This is a genomic window from Paragemmobacter straminiformis, from assembly GCF_014243445.1.
GTDB lineage: Bacteria > Pseudomonadota > Alphaproteobacteria > Rhodobacterales > Rhodobacteraceae > Paragemmobacter > Paragemmobacter straminiformis.
Genome location: NZ_JACLQD010000009.1, coordinates 1 through 21,545 on the forward strand (window position 1 = coordinate 1; position 21,545 = coordinate 21,545).

General features: G+C 57.8%; 18 protein-coding genes, 1 tRNA gene and 2 pseudogenes. 11 read left to right on the forward strand and 10 right to left on the reverse strand.

Annotated elements, in window-relative coordinates:
* Positions 1–50: 50 nt before the first annotated feature.
* Positions 51–127 (forward strand) — tRNA-Met (locus tag H7F16_RS19020).
* Here the strand turns inward: H7F16_RS19020 and H7F16_RS20060 are convergent.
* From H7F16_RS20060 to H7F16_RS19050, 5 genes are all read right to left on the reverse strand, one after another.
* Positions 84–1,727, reverse strand: a complete 1,644-nt coding sequence (locus H7F16_RS20060) for a recombinase family protein (protein WP_422121134.1) — start codon at positions 1,725–1,727, stop codon at positions 84–86. The genes H7F16_RS19020 and H7F16_RS20060 overlap by 44 nt on opposite strands.
* Complete coding sequence (locus tag H7F16_RS19035) at positions 1,724–2,554, reverse strand: tyrosine-type recombinase/integrase (protein ID WP_185799232.1); 831 nt, start codon at positions 2,552–2,554, stop codon at positions 1,724–1,726. Before H7F16_RS19035 ends, H7F16_RS20060 begins: the two co-directional genes overlap by 4 nt.
* A gap of 262 nt (positions 2,555–2,816) precedes the next feature.
* Positions 2,817–4,538 carry a site-specific integrase gene (locus H7F16_RS19040; RefSeq protein ID WP_185799233.1) on the reverse strand — a complete coding sequence of 574 codons (1,722 nt, stop codon included), beginning with the start codon at positions 4,536–4,538 and terminating at the stop codon, positions 2,817–2,819.
* Between the two features lie 166 nt (positions 4,539–4,704).
* Positions 4,705–4,863 (reverse strand): helix-turn-helix domain-containing protein, encoded by a 159-nt coding sequence (locus tag H7F16_RS19045; protein WP_185799234.1) that lies wholly within the window; start codon positions 4,861–4,863, stop codon positions 4,705–4,707.
* A 282-nt stretch (positions 4,864–5,145) separates the two neighbouring features.
* On the reverse strand, positions 5,146–5,787 hold the full coding sequence (locus H7F16_RS19050; protein ID WP_185799235.1) for a hypothetical protein: 642 nt from the start codon (positions 5,785–5,787) through the stop codon (positions 5,146–5,148).
* Between the two features lie 272 nt (positions 5,788–6,059).
* Here H7F16_RS19050 and H7F16_RS19930 point away from each other — a divergent pair, with 272 nt between their 5' ends.
* The 6 genes from H7F16_RS19930 (at position 6,060) to H7F16_RS20015 (ending at position 11,437) form a co-directional block, all read left to right on the forward strand.
* Positions 6,060–6,305 (forward strand): helix-turn-helix domain-containing protein, encoded by a 246-nt coding sequence (locus H7F16_RS19930; RefSeq protein WP_185799236.1) that lies wholly within the window; start codon positions 6,060–6,062, stop codon positions 6,303–6,305.
* Between the two features lie 78 nt (positions 6,306–6,383).
* Positions 6,384–7,153 (forward strand): IS5 family transposase gene (locus H7F16_RS19060; RefSeq protein WP_241741536.1). Its coding sequence is split into 2 segments (ribosomal slippage): positions 6,384–6,720 and positions 6,720–7,153, totalling 771 coding nucleotides; the frame shifts between segments, so codons are not numbered across the junction.
* 234 nt (positions 7,154–7,387) lie between these two features.
* Positions 7,388–8,014, forward strand: coding sequence for a glycine-rich domain-containing protein (locus H7F16_RS19065; RefSeq protein ID WP_185799237.1), 627 nt, complete (start codon positions 7,388–7,390; stop codon positions 8,012–8,014).
* A gap of 983 nt (positions 8,015–8,997) precedes the next feature.
* Entirely contained in the window at positions 8,998–9,552 is a 555-nt protein-coding gene (locus H7F16_RS19070) for a hypothetical protein (RefSeq protein ID WP_185799238.1), read from the forward strand.
* Positions 9,553–9,643: 91 nt separating this feature from the next.
* Positions 9,644–9,880, forward strand: coding sequence for an excalibur calcium-binding domain-containing protein (locus H7F16_RS20065; protein WP_422121135.1), 237 nt, complete (start codon positions 9,644–9,646; stop codon positions 9,878–9,880).
* 102 nt (positions 9,881–9,982) lie between these two features.
* Positions 9,983–11,437: a tyrosine-type recombinase/integrase gene (locus H7F16_RS20015; protein ID WP_185799239.1), complete on the forward strand. Its 1,455-nt coding sequence runs from the start codon at positions 9,983–9,985 to the stop codon at positions 11,435–11,437.
* A 143-nt stretch (positions 11,438–11,580) separates the two neighbouring features.
* Here H7F16_RS20015 and H7F16_RS19080 read toward each other — a convergent pair whose 3' ends face one another.
* Positions 11,581–12,402: an IS3 family transposase gene (locus H7F16_RS19080; protein WP_185799240.1), complete on the reverse strand. Its 822-nt coding sequence runs from the start codon at positions 12,400–12,402 to the stop codon at positions 11,581–11,583.
* Positions 12,399–12,716 carry a DUF1153 domain-containing protein gene (locus tag H7F16_RS19085; protein ID WP_045982276.1) on the reverse strand — a complete coding sequence of 106 codons (318 nt, stop codon included), beginning with the start codon at positions 12,714–12,716 and terminating at the stop codon, positions 12,399–12,401. The genes H7F16_RS19080 and H7F16_RS19085 overlap by 4 nt, the downstream gene beginning before the upstream one ends.
* Between H7F16_RS19085 and H7F16_RS19095 the strand changes: the two are divergent.
* A pseudogene (locus H7F16_RS19095) lies at positions 12,639–13,875 on the forward strand (IS3 family transposase). The gene H7F16_RS19085 and the pseudogene H7F16_RS19095 sit on opposite strands and share 78 nt — an antisense overlap.
* A 223-nt stretch (positions 13,876–14,098) precedes the next feature.
* Positions 14,099–14,317: a hypothetical protein gene (locus tag H7F16_RS19100; RefSeq protein WP_185799242.1), complete on the forward strand. Its 219-nt coding sequence runs from the start codon at positions 14,099–14,101 to the stop codon at positions 14,315–14,317.
* Positions 14,318–15,045: 728 nt separating this feature from the next.
* Here the strand turns inward: H7F16_RS19100 and H7F16_RS19105 are convergent.
* On the reverse strand, positions 15,046–15,288 hold the full coding sequence (locus H7F16_RS19105; protein WP_185799243.1) for a hypothetical protein: 243 nt from the start codon (positions 15,286–15,288) through the stop codon (positions 15,046–15,048).
* 206 nt (positions 15,289–15,494) lie between these two features.
* On the opposite strand from H7F16_RS19105, the gene H7F16_RS19110 reads away from it, so the two are divergent.
* Positions 15,495–15,713, forward strand: coding sequence for a hypothetical protein (locus H7F16_RS19110; RefSeq protein ID WP_185799244.1), 219 nt, complete (start codon positions 15,495–15,497; stop codon positions 15,711–15,713).
* Positions 15,714–17,472: 1,759 nt separating this feature from the next.
* Complete coding sequence (locus H7F16_RS19115; protein ID WP_185799245.1) at positions 17,473–17,961, forward strand: GAF domain-containing protein; 489 nt, start codon at positions 17,473–17,475, stop codon at positions 17,959–17,961.
* Positions 17,962–18,024: 63 nt separating this feature from the next.
* On the opposite strand, the pseudogene H7F16_RS19120 reads toward H7F16_RS19115, so the two are convergent.
* Both H7F16_RS19120 and H7F16_RS19125 read right to left on the reverse strand, forming a co-directional pair.
* A pseudogene (locus H7F16_RS19120) lies at positions 18,025–19,255 on the reverse strand (IS3 family transposase).
* Between the two features lie 360 nt (positions 19,256–19,615).
* Entirely contained in the window at positions 19,616–20,881 is a 1,266-nt protein-coding gene (locus tag H7F16_RS19125) for a glycosyltransferase family 61 protein (protein WP_185799246.1), read from the reverse strand.
* Positions 20,882–21,545: the final 664 nt, after the last annotated feature.

Consider the following 21,545-nt stretch of genomic DNA (forward strand, 5'->3'; position numbering starts at 1 on the left):
GCAATATACCCCGATCGCAAAAACAATAAGCCCTCGGGAAACACAACGGACGCGGGGTGGAGCAGCCCGGTAGCTCGTCAGGCTCATAACCTGAAGGCCGCAGGTTCAAATCCTGCCCCCGCAACCATCAAAGACCTACACAAGCCACCATCCGCGGTAGCTTTTGCATGTGTAGCCCCCAGCGCGAAATCCAAAATCGATGCCAGCGCGCCATAGAGCGTGACAGTGGCTTTGCCACGCGTAGCTCCTGGCGTGACCTCGATCCGCTCGACGAGGCTGCGGATGATCTCCATCGCCTGTGGGCGGGTTGCTTCATCCAATAGGAGGCGGTTCATCTCTTGTACCTTGCGGCGGTAGAGTTCGCCAAGGTTGGGATGGATATCGATCGTGGGGGTTGGAACTGATTGACGGATCTGCCGTTCGAGGTCCCGCTTTTTGGCTTCGAGCTCAGCGAGCTTGCTGCGGATGCTGCCCGGATCACCGTCGCCCTCGAGGATGAAGGACAGCGCGCGATCGATGCTACGCGCGACTTTGTCGAGTTCCTTTTGCAAAGCGGGGCGGTTGTCTGTCCGGCTGCGGCGCAAGCGCTCTACCTCCGCCCGGAAGCTTGCAGCGAACTCTTCGATCAGGTCCTCGCGTCCGAACAGGATATCCGTCAAAGACGCGAGGATGCGGTCCTCGAGTTCTGTAACACTGATACTCACCGGACAACTGCAGGTTCCCCGTTCCCGGCGGGCAGAGCAGGAGTAGCGTTCGCGGTTGATGATGGTCATAGCACCGCCACATGCCGCGCAGCGGACAAGACCGGAAAGGAGACGCTTCTTGGTTTGGCGCTTATTGCCGGCTTGCGAACTGTAGCGGCCACGCAGGGTTTGGGTGGTTTGCCAAGTGGCATCGTCAATGATCTGCAAGTCAGGGACTTCCTTAGTCACCCAGAGGTGTTCAGGGTTCACCCGCGATTGCCGCTTGCCGCTGTCGGGATCCTTCACGAAGCGCTGCCGGTTGTAGGTGATGCGCCCGAGGTAGAGTTCGTTGTTGAGGATACCGTTCTTGCGTCGCCGGCTTCCGTTGATGGTGGAGGCGTTCCAGAGGCCACCGCGGGGGCTGGGAATGCCTTGCCGGTTGAGACTGGCCGCAATCGCTCGGGGTGGTTGACCGGATGCATAGTCAGCGAAAATCTGGCGCACCACTGCCGCCTCGTGGGGATGGATCTCTCTCTCGCCCCGGATCAGGTTGCCGTCTTCGGCAATGCGCCGGATCATGCGGTAGCCATAGCTGTTCCCGCCTGGGATGCGCCCAGCCTCCACCCGCCCGCGCTGCCCACGCCGGGTCTTCTCCGCCAAATCCTTCAGGAAAAGCGCGTTCATCGTGCCCTTGAGGCCAACATGCAGCTCGTTGATCTCGCCCTCGGCTAGGGTAACCAGTTTGACGTCGGCATGGCTCAATCTCTTGAAAATCGCAGCCACGTCTTCCTGATCGCGGCTGATCCGGTCAAGGGCTTCGGCAATCACCACATCGAAGCCGCCGGCGCGGGCCGCTTGCATGAGGCCCAACATCCCCGGTCGCGTGCGAAGGTTGCTCGCGCTGATCGCATAGTCGCTGAACACCTCGACAACCTCGTGGCCCAGAGCAGCGGCCCTCTCACGGCAAATCCGGACCTGGTCATCTATCGACGCAGCGGATTGCAGGTCCGACGAGTAGCGGGCGTAAACGACTGCGCGGCTCATGCCGGTCTCCTGTCTGTCTTCGGGCGCAGCGATCTGCGCAATTCTGCGACCGACGACCGAAGCCGGCGACCAGCAACGATCTGATTGGCTTGGATGTAGTGCTGTTCGGCCGCGCGTGGGTCGATGTGGCCCAAAAGTGGCGAAACCACACCGATGTGTTCGGGATCTTCCAGCGCGACAAAGGTCGCCGCGCAGTCACGAAACAGATGCGCGTTGATTGGTTGACCGAACGCTGCTTCTGTCGATGACGTTACGGCGTCGTGGATGGTGCGCGCTGCCATCGGTGTTCCTCGTTCCGACACCCACAACCGATCATGGCTCAGTCCCTTGAGCAAGCGCGGCCTGACGCTGGCGAGGTAGTGATCGAATGGCTGAGTAAGTTCTTCGGGGAGAGGTGCCGCGTAGGGATGGCCCGTTTTGGTCTCGGCCGGTGCCAAGCGCAGCATGAAGCTGTTTGTCATACGCACCAGATGGCGGTCGATCTCCATGGCTGTCAGGTTGGCCAAGCGAATAGGGCAACAGGACAGAAGGCCAATGATTAATGCATCACGATAGTTGCGATCCGCGACCCTATGAAGAGGATTGCGGCGTGCGTCGTCCATGTGCTTCAAGGACCAGTCAAAAATGATGTGCGTTGGCTGCAGCCGTTGAAGTTTGCGGCGTCGGTTCACAATCTGTCGCTCGAGATACCGCACAATCCGCCGCAGCCATCTGAAGTCCTGCAGCGGCATCATCGCTTCGATCGTGCAGAGTAGGCCCGCCAGCCGTCCCCAGATTGTCCAGCTTGCCATGTCTTGATCAGAGAGTTCAACGAGGTAGGCCTTCACGTGGTCCAGTGTGACGCGCTCCCAAGGGGCTTCCTCGGTCCCTGCCATCAAGCCCTGACCGATTAGAAACGTGAGCCAGCGTCCATAGCTCTGCCGGTAGTTGGTTCGGGTCACCGGCGACCACAGGACACCACGTCCATCTGTGCCGTCCAGTACGTCCCCTCTGACGAAAAGGCTCTCCCAGGCCGATCGATCTGCTGCTGGCCAGAGGTTCAGAGGCAGACATTGGCGGGCGGGGTCGCCCAGATAGCTTTCCGCGGTCCTAGGCATGAGGCCTCCGCTGCACTGAGAGCTGGTTCCGCGCTGCTGTCACCGAGGCTTGGTAATGGCGCACAGCGTTCTTCTGTTCGAACTGAGCGTAAGCCTTCATCGTAGTTTGCAGCGTGTCCCCAATTGTATGGCTCAGCGTCGCGAAATCCCCGGGCTGGATCAGACAATGGATCTTGCCGGCAATGCTCCGGAAGAGATGGGTGTGGATGATGAGCCCGGTGTGCTCGAAGATCGTGTCTTTGATCAGCTTCGATACCGAAGTCGTCCACTTCGCCCCGCCGTCCCGCGCCGGGAAGAGAAGATCCGACGGTTGGGTCAACAGGGTAGGGCGGTAGTCCTTCAGGTACAAATCGAACAGCACAAGAGTCTCGCCGCTCAGCTCGAAGGATAGAGGCCGTCCGTTCTTCACCTCTTCGCCAGGGATCGACAGGATGATGCAGGGAGCGCCCTTCACCTCGGCGCGCCGAATGTGCTGCGTGAGATTGAGGCGCGTCAGGTTGCCGACACGCATCGGGGCGTGAAGCAGGATCTCGATGGCGAGCGCTGCTTGCACGAGGAGGGCGCGCCGGCGCAGGCGCTGATCGCTGCGGCTTGCTAAGGCCACGAGGCGCTCCGGCAGGTGAAGAAGATGGCCGAGGTTGGCTTCGTCGTCGAGTTGCTCGAGGCGTTCCTGGTTCTTGGTCCGGGTGCCATCGATGCACGCGGCAATCCGGGAAGAAATGCCGGAGAGTTCGCGCATCTTTGCATCGCCGAGCTTCAGGTGGTGGCGAGCGATCGACTTCACGCAAGTGACCAGCTTGTGCAGCGATCCGGTTGGCTTGCCGTTAAACCGGCTCATGTACCAACGCAGGCCGGCCGTTAGCTTCTCGAGATGCGCCAGACAGCCTAGATCTACAATATCGGTGATCGGTTTGCCGCTCCGCACAATGGCCGACGCCATCTGTTGGATATTGAACCTCTGGTACTTCAGCGAGGCTGGCCGCAGGGGTTTGCTCGGCCCCTCCCCAGAAAAAATGTCAGGGTTCGTAAGGCGGTCCATCCAGCGCGCGACGTCTGCTTGGAAGCTCTCCGGAAATGCTTCAATTGGAAACGTCCACGGCTCCCGTTTCCTCGGATAGGTCAGCGTGATCTGCGGCCAGCCCGGTTGCGTTTGACGCAGGCGGTTCCAGGCCGACACCATTGCCCCTACCTTCACCTTTGGGTTGTCGAGGAACGTCTCTTCTGAAAGCGCGGCGAGAAGCCCTTTGACATGGCTGTTCTCCACGGCGTCAGGGGCCACGCCGAGGGCACTACAATACTGCGCGAACTGGGTGAGCTTCCACCCGTCGCGCTGGTCTGGCACATGAGCGAGTAGGTCGGCCCAGTTCTCTGACACCGGGCTCAGCCAATCCGACCGGGAACGGGACGCCCCGCAAAGCTCCAGTGCCTTCAACACATCCGCACGGATGTTCTTAAGACGCTTCGCCGAGAGACCGACCTGAGCCGGGTGGATCCGCCGTAGCCGGACTTGTATCCAGGCCACATTGGCCGGAACCGAGCTCGGGGCTTGACCGATCAGGCGGCACAACGTGTGAACCGCGGACTTCATGTCACGGCGCTGCGTAGCCGTAAGGTCTTCCATGCTCTCGAGGTGGCTCAAGACGGCGTCCATCATCATGGCATCGGCGCGGACGAACGGGCTCGGCGATCGACTATCTTCGGGCTTCAGGCTCATCGGGCGGGGTCCTTCTTGGACATCATTTGCATCGGGTGGACAGGGCTGGTCAGGGTCACTGATTCGGGACACAGTAGCACAACAATCCGGCTCGGATTGCAGCGCACCGTTGTCCCGACACGTCGTCAAGTCATTGCCATTATTGGACAAAATTGCCATCTGTTGGTCATCCTTCCAGCCGGTCACGCACGAAGCGCGTCAGGTCCTGCGGGCGGATCCGCCACTGCAATCCGAGCTTCGCGGCGGGCAACTCTCCCCCCGAAATCCACCGCCGGATCGTCTTCGTGGAAACGCGGACATGCTCCGCCGCGTCGGGGATTGTCATGAGCCGCTCAGGGCTTGTCTGGGGTCGTTCTGCTTGTCTGGGCATAGGCCTCTCCCGGCTGTTCCGTCAGGCCAGAGGCGACAAACTCACGGGCAGCATGTACCGCAAGCAGCCGGACCAGCGCGCGCAGGTCACCCTGCGCTACGCTCGTCTCGATCTTATGCTCTTCGGCTGCCCGGCGCACCTGTCACGTCCTCTGCTGACACGCAAAGGACATGCCTGACCGATGGGTGGCCAGTTAGCCGAACATCGGCCGGTCGAAACGGCTGCCGGACTGGCCGGTTACTTTAGGCCGTCCAGTATTCCTTGAAGCGTTGACCGAGCCGGGGGCTTACGCTTCGTCTCGTCTTGAAACTGACCATTCAAATCTTCCATCAACTCGTTCTTCGAACGGTCAGGGTTTGCTGCCCTGAGTTGCCGGAAACGTTCTCGAAACCATTCCTTGGAAAACTTGGATCTCCCCTCGACCTCGCTGGTCCGACGCCAAAGACGCTCTACGTCAGCACTGCGGATGAGGATACCGAACCACGGCCTGACCTCGGCACCGCTAGGCAGGCAAATATAAGGACCGGCATCGACGTCCGGAACTAGGTCGATCCATGTCGACGCCGGGATCGCCTCTCTAGCGCCGTCCGCTGTCCGCTGTCCAAATGCCGTCAGGCGACCGTCACACAGTTTAATCACTAGCTCTTCAAACCGGCCAACCCGCTTTGACCAGCCCCACCCGGTGGCATAGCCCAAGAAAGCGCCCCAATGATCGGCGTTGGGCGGAGCGAAGCGCTCAACGACCGCAACTTCCCGGAAAACTACCCACGCCGCTGCCTGCGCCAAGGTCCAGTAGTCCGAGCTTCCAACCACCTGCACTCGCTTCGCGTCCTCTTCGATGCGAAGAGCTCTGTCATGCTCAAATTGATCGTCGCTCATAGCTGCGTCTCCTAGGATTCGATGCCTTCAAGTCAGGGCAGAGCGTTGCAAACCCGGCGTTAACTGAAACCTGGGTCCGGCATTCAGTTCAGGCTGGTCGCGAGTCGGGCAAGCAAAAGCGATCGTTTTGCAAAAATAAAGTTCGGGTGCGCGTCACAGCAGGCGCTCACGTTCTGCTCGGTGCGCACTAGCCATCAACCACCGACCTACCTTGCCCCGCTTGCCAACAGCCCTACAGTCCAAGCACCCTCGGCGATGATCTGATCCAAGCGATGACCGAGGCTCTTGCCCACGCGAAGGGCGACGGCCCCGCCATTGCCCACGCCCCCGTTGTTCCGAGGGAAGTGCGAGAACAGGCCCATCTGACGCAAGCACAGATGGCCCCGCTGATGGGAATGAGCCTGTCTCGCTACCGGAAATGGGAACAGGGGCAGCGCCGGATCAGCGGACCGGCAGCAAGCTTGTTGCGGTTGATTCAGCGAGAGCCGGAAGCGGTGCGGCGGGCACTTCTACTATGAACTAGGGTCAGGACCCATTAATCGGCTTGAGGCCGGTCTGCCTGCGTGATTCAAGCTCCCGGACTGACGGGGGTGATGATGAGCAACCTTTTCTGGCTGACTGAAGAGCAAATGGAGCCGCTGAAACCGTTCTTTCCGAAGAGCCATGGCAAGCCGCGTGTCGATGATAGGCGCGTGTTGAGCGGCATAATATTCATCAATCGCAATGGGTTGAGATGGTGCGATGCGCCTCGGGAATATGGCCCGCCGAAGACTCTCTACAATCGCTGGAAGCGGTGGGGCGACATGGGCGTCTTTGCCCGGATGATGGAGGGACTGGCCTCCGGGGGTGGCGAGCAGAAGACGATCATGATCGACGCGACATATCTCAAGGCGCACCGCACGGCTTCCAGCCTGCGGGCGAAAAAGGGGGGCCTGACGACCAGCGTGGGCGTCTGATCGGGCGCACGAAGGGCGGACTGAACACCAAGCTGCATGCCGTCACCGACGACAAAGGGCGGCCCCTGAAGTTCTTCATGACCGCAGGCCAGGTCAGTGACTACACCGGAGCCGCCGCCCTGCTGGGCAGTCTGCCCGCAGCCGAGTGGATGATCGCGGACCGGGGCTATGACGCCGACTGGTTCCGAGATGCATTGAAAGACAAGGGGATACGGCCCTGTATCCCCGGCCGGAAGTCACGCGGCAGGGCGGTTCGATACGACAAGCGGCGCTATCGCCGCCGCAACCGCATCGAGATCATGTTCGGTCGGCTGAAAGACTGGCGAAGGGTCGCAACACGCTATGACAGATGCGCCAAGACCTTCCTATCCGCCGTCGCCCTCGCAGCAACCGTCATGTTCTGGCTTTGACGATCAATGAGTCTGGAGCCTAAGCACTGACCGTAGCGGACAGCTATTGGCCGTGGTATAATGAGACGCCATTGATACTGATCAGCCGGTGCAGACAATAGCATAGATCACCGGGAGATCTGCCCATGGATCGAGGAACAGCGCATCAAAGCGTCCCTCGGGCAACTGCTCGTCCAGTGCTTTTTCGGAAGTATTAAACTAACGACTGAGCGTCACCAAAGGTGCTTCTGCGACATGCCCCTGACCGACCCGGACCTCTGGAACCTGATCAGAACCTGGCCGCTCCCATACTCGGACGAAATGGATGATGGCGTCACTCCGGCACGCCGCTGTCGCCGCTTTGAAGACAACCTCCGTAGGGCCGGCGACTGGACCGAAGATGCTGCCGAAGAGATAACAATCGCCTATCGTCAGTTCTTTTACCTCAAGGCACTGACCGGTGAGACTTTGACCCCGCCAAAGTGGATCGACGCGGCCTGGCACCAGCATTTGGCATTCCCAATCGACTACTCTGCCCTTGAGGCCGGCATAGGGCGCAAGATTGTCCACCAGCAGCAATTAAATAAAGAGGAACGGAAGGCAGGCTGGAACCGAGGGCGGGAAATCTGGAAAGCTGAGTTCGACGAAGATCCCCCGCTGAAAATGTGGCCACCTCTACAAGTGTGGTGGCGGCCCTGGGCAGCGTTAGCCGTTCTGATTATTGGCGTTCCCTGGAGCGTGCTACTAGTGAAATCAGAGATGGCAGGATTGCCACCTGGACTGCTAATTCCCTTTATCGCACTCTTCTGGCTTAGTTGTGGTTGCGTAGCCGTCTTGATTTACGGCAGTCCAAGGCCCGACCAGATGTCGCGCTGCGGCTGAAGCTTGATGTGGCCGTATCAACAGGTCGAGCGCATACGTGAGGGTTCAGGCAGTTCCCACCCGACTGGGGCATCCCTTGGGGCAAACCAAAGTTAACTACATCGGCTATGTCATTGGATTTGTCAACGCCAAGAACAGAGTGAGTGGCTGGCTGGGGCGCTAGGATTCGAAGCCTGAGGTTGGGCTGGTACCGATATGCTGCTGGGTTGTTGGCAGGTGGGGCAACGGGTGGGGCGGTGGCGAACCGGACGGAGGAAGTTGCTTTGGTCCACTGAAGCGGTCTAGGGTTAAGTGACGTGCAGAGACTGCAGTTACAGTCACTGGGCTTGAATTGTGTTCTCGTTAAGTTCGATAGCCATTAGGGATTTTATTTGCTAGGTACTGTTAACATTTGCGGCCCAATGGACCGGATGATACCTGGGCCGGAAATTAAGTATAAAGGATGCGTTGATGCAAAGAAAATTGGCCTACGCTAGCGTGGCTTCACTTATTTTGTTCGGAATCGTTTTTTTTATCGCAATTGCGTTAGATAGCCTAGCTCTAGGATATGTTGCGTCTGTTCTACTTTTCGCTGGACTTTTAGTTGGTCTGTTCGGGTTGATCTTTCCAATTTTGGCTTTTCACATTTACAGTAACGTGCTGAGTGATACGCAAAAAGAATCCATCAGGATAAATCCGCTAACGCGCTTCATGGTTTATCTCGGTTCTAATGGGAAAGAGAACTTCAAGTAGTAGAGAAGACGAATTGGAATCTATGTTAGAGTGGTGCCGGAATGCTGCGGGGCTGTTGGCAGGTGTGGCAACAGGTGGGGCGGTGAGGGCGATAGCTTAATGCAGAGACGTCAAGCAATCCTTGACCACTAACCTACCGGGAAAGCATTCTTCTCTTATTAGGCTGCACGAACAGTTAGCCGACGCATGCTGTGCTCGGATGCGCACGCTTTCGCTAATGACGGCTGAGAACGACCTGATAAGGAGGCGCAATGTCCGATCTGTTCTCTCGGCTTGGTTCCCCTGAATGGCAGTGGATCTGGGCCGCGCTTCAGACTTTCACGTTGATCGGCGGGTTCTACTTCGTCATCAGGCAAATCCGGCTTGCTCAGGTGCAGAACTCAATATCCCATCTAAACTTCTTTAGGGAGATTTGGATATCTCCTGCCATCCTTCGTGCGCGCCGATCCTTCAATGCCGCGCCTGTTGTTGCGGACGGGGAGATCAGAGCCCACGAGGATGTTATGTGTCTGTTCTTTAATGACATCGGTATCGCCATCCGCACTGGCCAAGTCGACAAGGTACATGTAGTTCGATTTTTCGGCTTCTTCGTCGAAGGGTACTGGCTCCTGATGTCGGAGCAAATTCAACGATGTCGAGATCGAGCCAGTGACCCCTCGATTTACGGCAGTTTCGAGCGCCTTTATGAAATCGTCATCCAAGAAAATGAGAGATACGGCCTTGGAACACTAACCGCATCTCGCCTCGGAATGTTTGTCAAAGAGGAAGCCGCACTCGCAAACTTCTATCTTGACGCCCCTGCCTAACAGTACTTGGGAGCGATGTAGACAGTTAGATTGCAAGAACCTACGTTACGAGCGGTCGGTCTAGACGAGAAGAAGCATGAAGACACTGGCGATGGCCACGCTACTGGCGGTCAGCAATGCCCCTGCGACCGTCACACCTTCGGGTGATCATCATGTGGAGCCAGTCCCAACACTCATAGGGCTCTCCTGCAGTCCTAGAAAGACTTGCTCCAAGACCGTCGAGAGCTGCGAGGAAGCCTATTGGCTGATGGAAAACTGCTCGTGGGGCGGGAAGCTTGACGGGGACCACGATGGTGTACCCTGTGAGAACGTGTGTCCCGGTGGGTAAGGTCTAGGAACGTCACTGGTCGGGAAGATCGGTCTTTGCGGTGAGCCTCATAGGGGAGTGCAAAGAGTGGACGATAAGCAGTTGGCACGCTTCGGTGGTCCCGTGGACCGAGTAGATGCTTGCCCATTCAAGACGGAGCGCGAAGTAGAGCAACTCGCGTATCGGGAAACTCCTTATTGGCATCACCTATTGGTCGGTCGTCACATCGGCATCCATCGCCCCGACGGTCGGCACTGCAACTGGATTGCCAGGTTGCTGACCAAGGACCGCCGTTACGTCCAACGCTGTCTTGGCTCGGCGCTAAGCAACGGAGCATCTGCCGTCTCCTATGCTGAAGCGATCGAGGCAGCATTCAGCTGGTTCTCTGAGTGTGACGGGCGTGGTGAGTCAGCAGAGCGAGCACCTCGCGGACGTACAGATGGCCTTAACTTCTGCCCGATTGGTGCTGAATACAGTGTGGGTCATGCTCTGACTGATTACCTGCAGTGGTCAAAGATCGCTCGGTCGGCAGGGGGTCATTACAACACCGTCGTGCTACTGAACCATCATCTAAGCGGTGGGGTAACGCATCGAGTCTTGGCGGAGTTTACTGCGGCTGACCTGCAGGAAATCGCGCTGAAGATCATCCGAACACCTCCTCGCTTCGGCTTTCAGCAACGCCACGCTACGCTTGTTGAACGCGACGATCTAACGCCCGACGAACTCAGGAGAAGGAAGAGGACCTATAACTCTGTGGTTGGTATCCTCAGGATGGCCTTCCAGTATGCGTGGGAGAACGGAAAGATCGGCTCTGATCGTCCCCTACGGTGTTTGAAGCGCATCTCAGTGGTCCATACGCCTAGGCTGCTATTCCTTAACCGAGACGAGTGCCGACGATTGCTGGACCACTGCACTCCTGCTTTGCGCGATCTCACCCTTGCTGCTCTCTACACCGGCTGTCGAGTGGGAGAACTAGCTAGTCTTCGGGTCGAGGATGTGGGCTACCAGATATTCGGGCTTAGGATCGCAGCCTTCAAACGCAGTCCTAGCCGCTACGTTTTCCTCCCCGATGAAGGCATGGCGTTCTTTCTAAGGAAGATCGAAGGGAAAGAGCCGAAGGACTTGGTTTTCCGGTCGGAGATGGGGAAAGCGATCAAGAAGCAGCACGCTAGCCTGTTTCGTCGTGCAGTCAGTCGGGCAGGTCTCCCAGATGAGTTCGTTTTCCACGGCTTGAGGCACACCTATGCAAGCGACCTCATCCGTCAGGGCGTTCCACTGGAAGTCGTTGCTCGCCAGTTGGGCCATGCTGATATCAGAACGGTTAGCCAGACCTACGGGCATATCGCTGAGCAGTTCAGGGAAGAGCAGATCAGGACCCGTTTTTCGCCACTAGACGACGAAGAATTAAAGAATGCAAAGGGTCGTGCAGGAGAACTGGATGAGCTGTGGCACAGAGTGAAAGCGCACGATTGGAGGTCGTATGCACAACATGAAGTAAGCGGCGAGCGGCGGGTGCGATCAAACATCAGAACACCAGCTAGCGTCCTTGAGGTTTTTGAAGTGCAAAGGCGGACTTAATCGGTGCAGGCTGTTTGACAGGCGGGGCGGTAAGGGCGGGTTGGTTCCCTCATGCTTTGGGCGTTGCGTGCCAGGCGAAGATGGGCTGGTATACCATTCTGGCTTGCTAGTGATGTGTATCGACCCAGCGGAATCTGCACAGGTTAAGCCGCTAATGCGAATGCCTCAGCGGGGGTTTTCATGTCCAGCGCCTGATGTGGGCGGCGATGGTTGTAGAAGCTGATCCAGTCACCGATGGCGCGGGTTGCATGTTGGATGCTGTCGAAGCGCTGGCGATGGATGCACTGCTCTTTCAGCGTTCGGATGACACGCTCGACCATGCCGTTCTGCTGCGGGCAGTGTGGCGTGATGAACTCCTGCTTCAGGCCGTAGCTCCTGACGAGGGCGGTGTAACGGCGGCTGGTGAAGACCAGGCCGTTGTCGGACCTCAGAAGGAACTCACGCGTGACCTTGCCCAAGGTGCCGAACCGGCTGATGAGGGCATGCTCGAGGGCACTGGCAGCGGTCGTTGCCTTGCCGGATCGCGACAGATGCCAGCCCAGAAGCTCACGGGTGTGACAGTCGATGACGAGGGCCAAAGTTGTCCAGCCGTCGCGCCCCGCCCAGACACGGCAAAGGTCGGTGGACCAGCGTTCGTTAGGAGCCGTTGCGACAGAGGGAACGGCCTCAATGCGGGGCCGCATGCCGATCGGGCGCTTTCGCACCTGCCAGCCCTTGATCTGGAAGATGCGCTGCACCGTGTTCTTGTTGAAGCCCAAGAGCCAGGCCACCGTTCGGTAGCCAAACGACGGCTCCTTTTCGATCATGACCTTGATCGGATCGGCAAAGCGGGGATCGACCTTTGGCGCTGCCTTGGTCGGCTTGTAATAGACAGTCCGCCGCGGCACGCCGAACCAGGCGCAAAGCTTGGTCAGCGGCACCGCGATCCCATCGGCCAGAAGGCCCTCATGGAGCGTCCGGATCAATTGCCGTCCTCCCGCTCCATGAGGGCCGCCAGCTTTTTTCTGGCGCGCAGCTCCAACATGGCCTCGCCGTAGGCCTCCTGCAGGTCCTTCAGCTGCTTCTCATATTGCTCGCGGATCTCCAGCGGGTTCGCCCGCAAGGCATTCTCCATGCCCCGCTTGGCGTCGTCGACCCAGCCCTCGATCTCGGACGGCGAAAGGTCATAGGCCCGACTGGCCTCTGCCACAGTCGTCTTGCCCTGAATGATTTCGACCACCAGCGCCGTCTTACGCTTCGCCGTCCACCGTTTGATGCTGTCGTCCATCGTCACACTCATCGCTACCGTCTCCTTTGTAGCATGAGCAGATTTTCACTGGGTCGATACATGCATTCGCTCTATGCGTGGAAGCGCAAGTTCGCGAAGGCGGCCACTGGCGAGACCGAGAAGGATGTCGAGATCCGTCGTTTGAAGCGCGAGCTGGCGCGCGTGTCGGAGGAGCGGGACATTCTAAAAAAGGGCGAGCCATTGTCTGCCATTGGTCCGAGGACAATGGCGAGCGCGTACTTCGCCAGGGATGCAAGGTGAGTGGAGCCATTGGTGCGCCATTGGTTCGAGCCCAATGGCGACGGCGTTCGTGGCCGAGCATCGGGGGCAGTTTTCTGTCAGGGCCATGTGCCGGTGCCTGCGCATCCAACTGAGCGAGTTCTATGCGTGGCTTCAGGTGCCGCTGAGCAATCGGGCGATGGAAGACAAGCGCCGGACGAAGATGCTGCTCAATGCCTGGACCGACAGCGGCAAGGTCTACGGCTATCGCAAACTGCACGACGATCTTCTGGAGCTGGGCGAGAGCATCTGTCCGAACCGGGTTGCCAGGCTGGCGCAGCTTGCCGGCATCAAGGCGCAGATCTGCTATAAACGCCGTCCTGGCAGCTACGGCGGCAAGCCTTCGGTGGTGGTAGACAACACCCTCGACAGGCAGTTTGACGTCGAAGCACCGGACCGGGTCTGGGTGACGGACATCACCTACATCCGGACGCAGGAGGGCTTTGCCTATCTCGCGGTGGTCAACGACCTCTATTCACGGCGCGTGATCGGTTGGTCCACGCAAAGCCGCCAAACCACCGACATCGTCTTGCAGGCTCTGCTCATGGCTGTCTGGCGGCGTAAGCCGATGGCAAAGGTGCTGATCCATTCCGATCAAGGCAGCCAGTTCACCCGCATCGACTGGGCAGCCTTCCTGCGGGCCCACAATCTTGAGCACTCCATGAGCCGCCGAGAGAACTGCCATGACAATGCCGTCGCCGAGAGCTTCTTCAACCTGCTCAAGCGCGAGAGGATCAGACGGAGAACCTATCGAACCCGCGAGGAAGCGAGGCAGGACGTGTTCGATTACATCGAGATGTTCTATAATCCGAAGCATAAGCATGCGAGGAACGGGATGTTGTCGCCCGTCGAGTTCGAACGGCGGCAGAAGATGAGACACGAAGGTGTCTAAGAAACTCGGGGCTATTCAATCAGCGTGCCGGGCAAGGAGCGCAGCCGCAGTTGCGCCCGTTCCGGAGCGAATTTGTGGCCTCCATTCATGGTCCGGCCGTGGCCCCATACTTTCGTATAAAGTCATCCGCGTAAGGATGGTTGGCCTAAAACGGATAGATCCATCGATACAACTCGGCCCGAACTGATGTATATGTACGCCATCGGATTGCACTGGAACGGAAATGAAGCAAGCCAGCCAACTGAAGTCGGACACGCACATGAGAGACGACATTGGGCACTATTTCGACCAGGCGGCGTTCGAACAGAACATGGTCGACCGTGATCGCCGCATGAAGCAGAAGGTCTTCGCCGCCGAACTGGAAGCACTTGGCGTGACGATTGATCAGGCTAACGGAAACGTCACGATCTTGCATCAGTATGCCGAGAAGAACCTGAAATGAACGTCATCTGGTCCATCCACGCCATGCACGTCAGCATCGCTCTTTTGAGCATCGTGTCGCTCGTGCTTATGGCATACGAACGCTAGCAGGGCATCGTCGGATTGGCAGTTCCCATCCGATCAAAGTGCCTCGAGCTGCTTTGAGCTTTCAACAACCCGAATTCCAAGGTAGATGCCACAGGCTCACCCCAAATTCGGAAAGGGCCTTGCGCAAGTCGTCCTACAGCTCGCCCCCGTGACCCGCCAGCCACCGCCGATCTCGCCCAAGTGTTGAACTGGGAAGCACCTGTTTGTCGCCGTTGCGCGAGCGAAGCGAGTGGGAAGGTCAGGTTATGCTTCCGGCAGCGATATGACAGCTCCCCAGAAACACATCACACCGCTGCCGAAACTCGCAGACCCAAACTGCGCGAGCACCATTGAGCTCAAAGCGCTTCGAATAAGCCGCGATTGGGACCGCGAGTAATCTGTGCAAACGGAAAAAGAAAGGTCACCATTCGGATGGATCACCGATTTCAAAACCGGGGCAGAACGGAGCCTTTGCACATCTGCCCCCAAACTCAGTAAAAACTCGTTCTCACTCGTACGAACTTTCCCTACATACGCCCTACAGCCCGGCACGGCAATGATGCTCATTTTGACAATCAGAATGCCAGGCGGACGAAGTGCGGCGACATGGCCGCGAACCATCAGCTTCCGGTCACCAGAGCGATCTCGATTGCGACCGTCTGCCTATCGCGTTCTTCGCCCATTGTAGCCAAAGAAGCCTGCCACCGCCGCGACATAAGTCGAAATTCTACATCGCACAACATCGGGGACGACATCCGGCGCGATCAAGAATGAGGCTCCGGTGTGATCTCGGATATCAGAACGAGAGTTTTCGGCCAGATCAATCAAAGCCCGAATGTCATCCTTCAAGCTGGCAAGCATCGCCGCACGGCTGTCTAGCTCATCATCATCAGATTCTTCAGTCATGCATCGGTCCCGGCAGCCAGTACACCGCGATTACAACCTTTGCGGTATCAAAAACACCTGAAAAACACCTCTGAAATGTATCTTTAGTATGTAGACCACCTATGCCCTTTACTAAAGGTGGGGAAAAGCTTGTAGTCTGTTCAGAATTCGTGCCGCGGCGAAGAGCGGCGACGAATGTCGATTCAGGAAAGAGACCGGTCGAGTCCGTGGCCAGCAAAGAAAAAGACGGCAAAACTCCAACATTTACGCGCGCCGCCAACGACGTCGGGCATTACTTTGATCAGGTGACCGAAGATCGAGAGATGCTTCGTTTGCAAATGCGGGCAGCGCAACTTGCGATGTCCGAGGAACTCGAGCGGCTCGGCGTCAAGATTGACCCGCACACAGGGAAGGTCTCGGTCGATCCTGCTCGCAAAGACAACTGACGGGCAAGCCTGCACCGGTTTCCGATCGCCGAGCATGGCACATGCTTGATCGGCCCGAGTCATACACAAACACCAACTGCAGATTCGTCAGAAGGCAGTCTCATTGCCGCCTTTGGTAAATCGATATCCTAAACTTAGGTATGTCATTATGTATACATAAGGCGTGGTTTTCAATCGGGATTGCCATGTTACGGTCCGGCGTCAGAATGGCAACCTGAGGTCAATCCTTCAACAAGAGGATGACGCCGAACTCTCCGCTACGACACGTAACCGTCTGGGAAATGGTACTTCTTTTACTGACGCTACAAGTTCCGATCTTAGGTTCCAAAAAGTCTGAACCGGAGGTGATACGATGCTGGAGAATGTGTTCAGCTGGGTTTGGATTTATGAAAGCCCGATCGCCGAGTGTGGCTGGTATGCAGTATTGCAATGGGCGCGATCTGGCACAGGACTTGTTCCGCGCGCAGCATTCTACGGCGACGATGGGTGGGGCAGAAATGACCTCATTGTTGTTCGGTCTCGCGCGCGCTTCGACTGCTCGTCCGAAGCGGAAGAAGCGGCAAAGCATCTGCCGTTCTGTTTGCCCCAGGCCTACTGCGGTTCTTTGATCGCAACGAGCTGCACATCGAGAAGCCATGACGCTCAGCCACACATGGCCCCAGAAAGTACTCCACGCGACCAGACCACTGATTAAGGTTTTAACAGTTCGAGTTCATCGACGGCGTGAACTAGCAGGTCACCGGCCTAAAGCCGCGAAAAATTCGAATGGACGGCCATCGATTTCGGCAAGGTGAGCCGACGCTCACGTTTCGGGTTCGATACTGCCATCGGGCTCTGGTGCACCGGGTTGCATTGGCGGTGACGCGAGGCTTCCTGCGATCTGAGGAAGGCCCCATTCCGCCAAGAGGTCATTCTTCAGGCTGAGCGCTGCCGGCGAATTGACCCATTCCAGCGGGCGGTCCTTAGGTTTGTCCACTGAGCCCACCCTATCGCTTCGTCCCCCATCATGCGCCCTAAACGGTCAGATAGATAGCCACCATTCCTGAAGCGCTCACGATAGCTGTGCCGCTTCGTGCTTCATCCAGCAACTCGGCCAAATACTCCCTTTACGCTGCCGAGTTGGCGCCCAGGCACGGTCCGCACTGAACAGGCGGCACAAACGTTGAAGGTTATGGCTGATAGCCCCGCAACTTGTACGAGACTTCGATCGCACGACTCAAAAGGCTGAGTTGACCATTACCGCCGTCAAAAGAAGCAAGGCCGCAAAGACAGCGATGACAGAGCTCAGCAGATCCAGCGGGAAGTTTTGCATTTCGGACACCTCGCGCGAAGATCCTGCGTCGCGCATCGCCCCATTTCAAGACTGCACACGTGCATCCAATTGGCGAGGCCATATCCCTCGGGTTGTGCCGCCGCCACCCGGACAACTGAGAGAAGAGCGCCGGGAGGTTCGATCCGGCCATACTTCATTCTGCTACAGATATCGCCCCAAAGCTCGGCAGGTCAAAGGATCGGGCCGCCACTGCGCGCCTCACTATCTGGCGAAGATCCACTGGGCCGGCGTTGAGACCATTTTCGTTGTGCTCGCTATAAACTGAGGGCAGGCGGAGTCGTAGGACTGTGGCAAGACGTGAAAAGGCACCTGCATTTGGACGGCGAAAAAACTTTGACCAGCCGAACTTTCGATTGGATTGCATTCTAAAGGTTCGATGCCAAGGGTCCGTCAAAGTTATAAAAGTGGAGAATTTCAGGAGGCATTATGATTACGAATTTCAATCTCGGACCGTCTACCGGCTCACAGCTTGCCCTTAGCTGCGTTTGCGCCGCAGCCACGAAACTTGTCCGTGCAGATGCCACGTGGCTCAGCTTGTCACACACTGACCATCATCAAGTCATCGCCAATGACGGCATGAACGAACCGATGTTACCTCGTGTTCTAAACCCGATCGACTTTTCCCGACCCCTGATCGGGTTTGCGCTCGAGGTGCACGGACATCCCAGCTATCGGGACGTATCGATCTGCAATGGATCCGAAGACCGCTTCGATACAATCGTCTGGGCTCCATTGCGTCACCGGGGCCACTGTTTCGGAATGCTGGCCGTGGCCTACCGCGACGGCATGCCACAATTCTGGGAGGAAGAGCGCAATTCACTCCTCATGCTCGCCCGGAAAGCCAGGGAACTCTGCCTCGATGCGCAGGCAGTCGCCGATACCGCAATGTCCCCGCCGCAGAGGTTTCTAATATAAGAGCATAAAGCGAGGTTTGATCTGATTCCCGCAAACTAGACCGTTTGGGGTTGGAGTTTTCCGCTAAGCTTTCCTGACTGGGAGTGGACTTGCCCGGTTTTTGTGAAGAGCGTTTAGCTCACTTCCCGGGCCATTCGCTCGAAGGCGATGGGGCTTTGGAAGCCGAGCGATGAATGCTGCCTGACTGGGTTATAGAGCCCGTTAATGTATCTGGCGACGGCGTTTTCGGCTTGCTGGCGGGATTGCCATGCGACCGGCCAGATCAGCTCCGACTTGATGGTCTTGAAGAACGCTTCCACCATCGAGTTGTCGTAGCAGTTTCCGCGCCCGCTCATAGCGATCAGGATGCCATGTCTGCGGAGCAGCGCCTGATAGTCGACAGAGCAGTATTGCGATCCACGGTCGGAATGGTGGACCAGCCCCGGCGCAGGGTTGCGAGCCACCAGAGCACGGCGCAGGGCTTCGAGCGCGAAATCGCGCTTCAGGCGGTCACTCGTGGCGCAGCCGACGACGCACCGCGAGAATAGGTCCAGCACGATGGCGAGGTAAAGCCAGCCCTCTGTCGTCCAGATGTAGGAGATGTCCGCCCCCCACTTCCGGTCCGGGCCGTCCGCCGTAAAGTCCTGCGCCACCAGATTGGGGGCGATGGGCCAAGCATGTTCACTGTCCGTCGTCCGTTTGAAGCGCCGCTTCTGCCGCGCGATCAACTGGTTCTCGCGCATCAGGCGTGCCGTGCGATGCCGCCCGATCTCATGGCCATCGTCGACAAGGTCGCGGTGCATGCGCGGGCTGCTATGGGTACCGTTCGATAGCGCGAAGGCCGTCCGGATATGCGCCAGATAGACCATGTCCTGCTGCTGGCGACAGGCAGGTCGTTCCTGCCACGCGAAGAAGCCGCTCTGGCTGGCCCCGAGGACGTGGCACATCCGGCTGATCGGGAAGCTGGCCTTCTCCGCTTCGATGAAGCCGAAGGTTATCCATGGCGGCTTTTCTCGAACCAGTGGCCTTCAGCCGCCAAATCCCTCTTTCGCGAATAGGGCCGCGGCTTTTTTGAGATGTCGCGCTCCTGTTTTAGGACCGCATTCTCCCGCCGCAACCGCTTCAACTCGGCATGGATATCAGCAGGTGCCTCACTCGGCTCGCTGGCATCAGGCTCATCTCTCAGCTACCGCGTCAGTGTCGACAGTCCAATGCCCAGATCCTCCGCGATCTCCCGTCGCGTCCGGCCACTAGTCAGTGCCAGCCGCACAGCTTCACGCCGAAATTCCGGCGTAGGCCTGTTCCCATTTCCTATAGAACACCTCCTGGTTCCTCAGTTGGTGCTCTCCACTTTTTCCAGGCAAGTCCAGAGTGGCGCTGACAGGGCCGCTAGCAGGTGAGTACGATGCGCCTGAGATCGGGATGATAGTCAGGGTCGTGGGGCGTCTGGGATCTCACCATTCCCAGCAAGCCTGAGCAGGCAATCAGAAAATCTGAAGAACAACCAGAACTGGGGCGAAATCCCCAGAAGGAGGATGCATGTCAGTACGTATCCAGTATGCCTATCTCAAGCAGCAGACTTGGCTTTATCGGAGGAACTAGGGATGGCCCAGTAGACGATGGCTGCGGGAGGCTTCACCTTGATCGCCTCAACCTGTTCGACCGAATTTAGGGCCTAGAGCGAGAGCCATTCGTCCAGCACGCGACCGTCGAGCACATGGTCATTGTCGCGGATGTGACCACCCTTGTGGGTGCCGTATCGCTCAGCGACAGCGCAGGTGTATCTCAGGTTGTTTGAATGCGCTGCGATCGCGAAAGCGCCGGTGGAGTATTGCTGCGGGAAGATCTCGAGCACCTTTGTTCCGGGGCGGCAGAAGAGGATGTTTGTAAGGCCAGCCCCGTGTGACGCAACCACTGCGTCGGCGCCTCGGAACATTTGGACCTGCTCGTCAAAACTGAAATCTTCGAGAAAACATTCCGCGAACTGATACCGTTCGAGTAGCTTTGAGGCCGCTTCGTCGGGCACGAGGCGACGTGAGCCCCGTCGGTTGACGAAAATCATTTTCGGCGTGTCGCGGTTCACCTCGGGAATGCTCAGCGCGTCTTTTACGATCTCCAAGAGGCCGGGCTGACCTTTGTTCAAGGCGTGATTGAAGTCCATTCCTACTGTCGAGAAGGATACGACCGTATCGGTCTCGATCGAAACCACCTCGTCTTGCATGTTCACATCCATCTGGATGCATTGATGCGGCTTGATGCCGAGGAGGACCAGGGTTCTGAGTTGGAACGGGGCTAGCCTACGGCTGAACACATAGTTGTACTCAGCCGTATCGAGTCCCGCCTGCCGCATCGAGGCAAGGCGCGGAATGGTGTCCATGATCCAGTGGCAGTAGTTGTTTCCCGCGAACTCGTCGATCGCAACGACGAGTCTGGGAACAAGGGGCGGCTTTCTCTTGCAGATTTCCGAGCCGCCCTTCAGATTAATCGCGTCGACGCCGCGTGCCGATATACGCCGCAAGGCAGGCCGTGCTGCGGCCGATTCAAGCATCACCCATGGTGTATTGTAAGCATAATGAAACGTGTAGCGACCTGCTGTTCCCTCCCAGACCACGAAGTCTTTGCTTTTCGAACTTAGGTATTCGGGTCTGGCAAGTGCGGTGGGGCTGTCATCCGTGAGGCACACCGGTGGCGGTCTGGCCTGCATCACCTCAGGACAAATGACGTGGGCAGCCCTTGTCCAGTCCAACGCGTCCGTTTCCTCCAAACGTTTGCCGCCGCTGTTGGAGCGACGGTAATGATCGAAGAAGACATCTCCCAGTCGCGCTTGATTGGCTCGGCCCAGTGCCCGGTTTAGCTTTTCGCGGCTGTCCTGAACGCGCCATGGCTCTCGTTCTACCTTTTGAAGTATGGCCTCGACTTCGCTTTGCTCGCCGCTTTCCATGCACTCCAGCCGTCTTTACCCTGCGACACAAAGGTTAAGACGTTCCAGCACCGCGTTCAACTACGGCGACGATCCGGACATTCTTGAGTGAGAGTTTGCGGCGAGGTTTATACTCTCAAAACAGAGAGCGGAGGAGAGGACGGCTTCGTATTGAACCACTTTGAGTGATGGCTGTGGGGCATCGCCTGGGGCAAACCCAAGTCTACGTCATCGGCTAAGTTGTTGGAAGGTTTGACGCCACGAACAAAGTAAGTAGCTGGCTGGGGCGCTAGATGGCCCAGAGACAGCGGATTGTGGGCGGCTATCAATATATCAGAACCCGAGCACCCTACTGATCCAGCCGCGCGCGTCGATCCCTGGCAGTTCCGAACGTTCGACTGAAGGCATCAGCGTAAGAAGGTAGCCTTCGGCGCAGCCCCCCTCACTGGCCGCCTCCCAAAGACGCTGGTGACGGTCACCTATGGTGCCAAGGTCGTCTGCGGCGGGGGTGCCGTGAAAAAGGGATCCCTGGGACATTCTAGGTGCGGCGGCGGCACGTGAAGGGTAGGTCTTAGCGGGCTCATGTCCGGCAATTGCGACCCATCCCTTTTCGGGCAGGTCGCCCCCTCCTGTCATGAAACCCGGCTGAAATCGGCCTGAAATCCTGAGGATCGCTTTGTAGTCG

What these genes read in the sequence shown, in the direction of transcription:
- H7F16_RS19125 (WP_185799246.1), bottom strand. Translation starts at nt 20,881, where the DNA reads ATGGAAAGCGGCGAGCAAAGCGAAGTCGAGGCCATACTTCAAAAGGTA.
- H7F16_RS19100 (WP_185799242.1), top strand. Translation starts at nt 14,099, where the DNA reads ATGAAGCAAGCCAGCCAACTGAAGTCGGACACGCACATGAGAGACGAC.
- H7F16_RS19070 (WP_185799238.1), top strand. Translation starts at nt 8,998, where the DNA reads ATGTCCGATCTGTTCTCTCGGCTTGGTTCCCCTGAATGGCAGTGGATC.
- H7F16_RS19050 (WP_185799235.1), bottom strand. Translation starts at nt 5,787, where the DNA reads ATGAGCGACGATCAATTTGAGCATGACAGAGCTCTTCGCATCGAAGAG.
- H7F16_RS19045 (WP_185799234.1), bottom strand. Translation starts at nt 4,863, where the DNA reads ATGACAATCCCCGACGCGGCGGAGCATGTCCGCGTTTCCACGAAGACG.
- H7F16_RS20060 (WP_422121134.1), bottom strand. Translation starts at nt 1,727, where the DNA reads ATGAGCCGCGCAGTCGTTTACGCCCGCTACTCGTCGGACCTGCAATCC.
- H7F16_RS20065 (WP_422121135.1), top strand. Translation starts at nt 9,644, where the DNA reads ATGGCCACGCTACTGGCGGTCAGCAATGCCCCTGCGACCGTCACACCT.
- H7F16_RS19105 (WP_185799243.1), bottom strand. Translation starts at nt 15,288, where the DNA reads ATGACTGAAGAATCTGATGATGATGAGCTAGACAGCCGTGCGGCGATG.
- H7F16_RS19115 (WP_185799245.1), top strand. Translation starts at nt 17,473, where the DNA reads ATGATTACGAATTTCAATCTCGGACCGTCTACCGGCTCACAGCTTGCC.
- H7F16_RS19040 (WP_185799233.1), bottom strand. Translation starts at nt 4,538, where the DNA reads ATGAGCCTGAAGCCCGAAGATAGTCGATCGCCGAGCCCGTTCGTCCGC.
- H7F16_RS19930 (WP_185799236.1), top strand. Translation starts at nt 6,060, where the DNA reads ATGACCGAGGCTCTTGCCCACGCGAAGGGCGACGGCCCCGCCATTGCC.
- H7F16_RS19085 (WP_045982276.1), bottom strand. Translation starts at nt 12,716, where the DNA reads ATGAGTGTGACGATGGACGACAGCATCAAACGGTGGACGGCGAAGCGT.
- H7F16_RS19065 (WP_185799237.1), top strand. Translation starts at nt 7,388, where the DNA reads ATGCCCCTGACCGACCCGGACCTCTGGAACCTGATCAGAACCTGGCCG.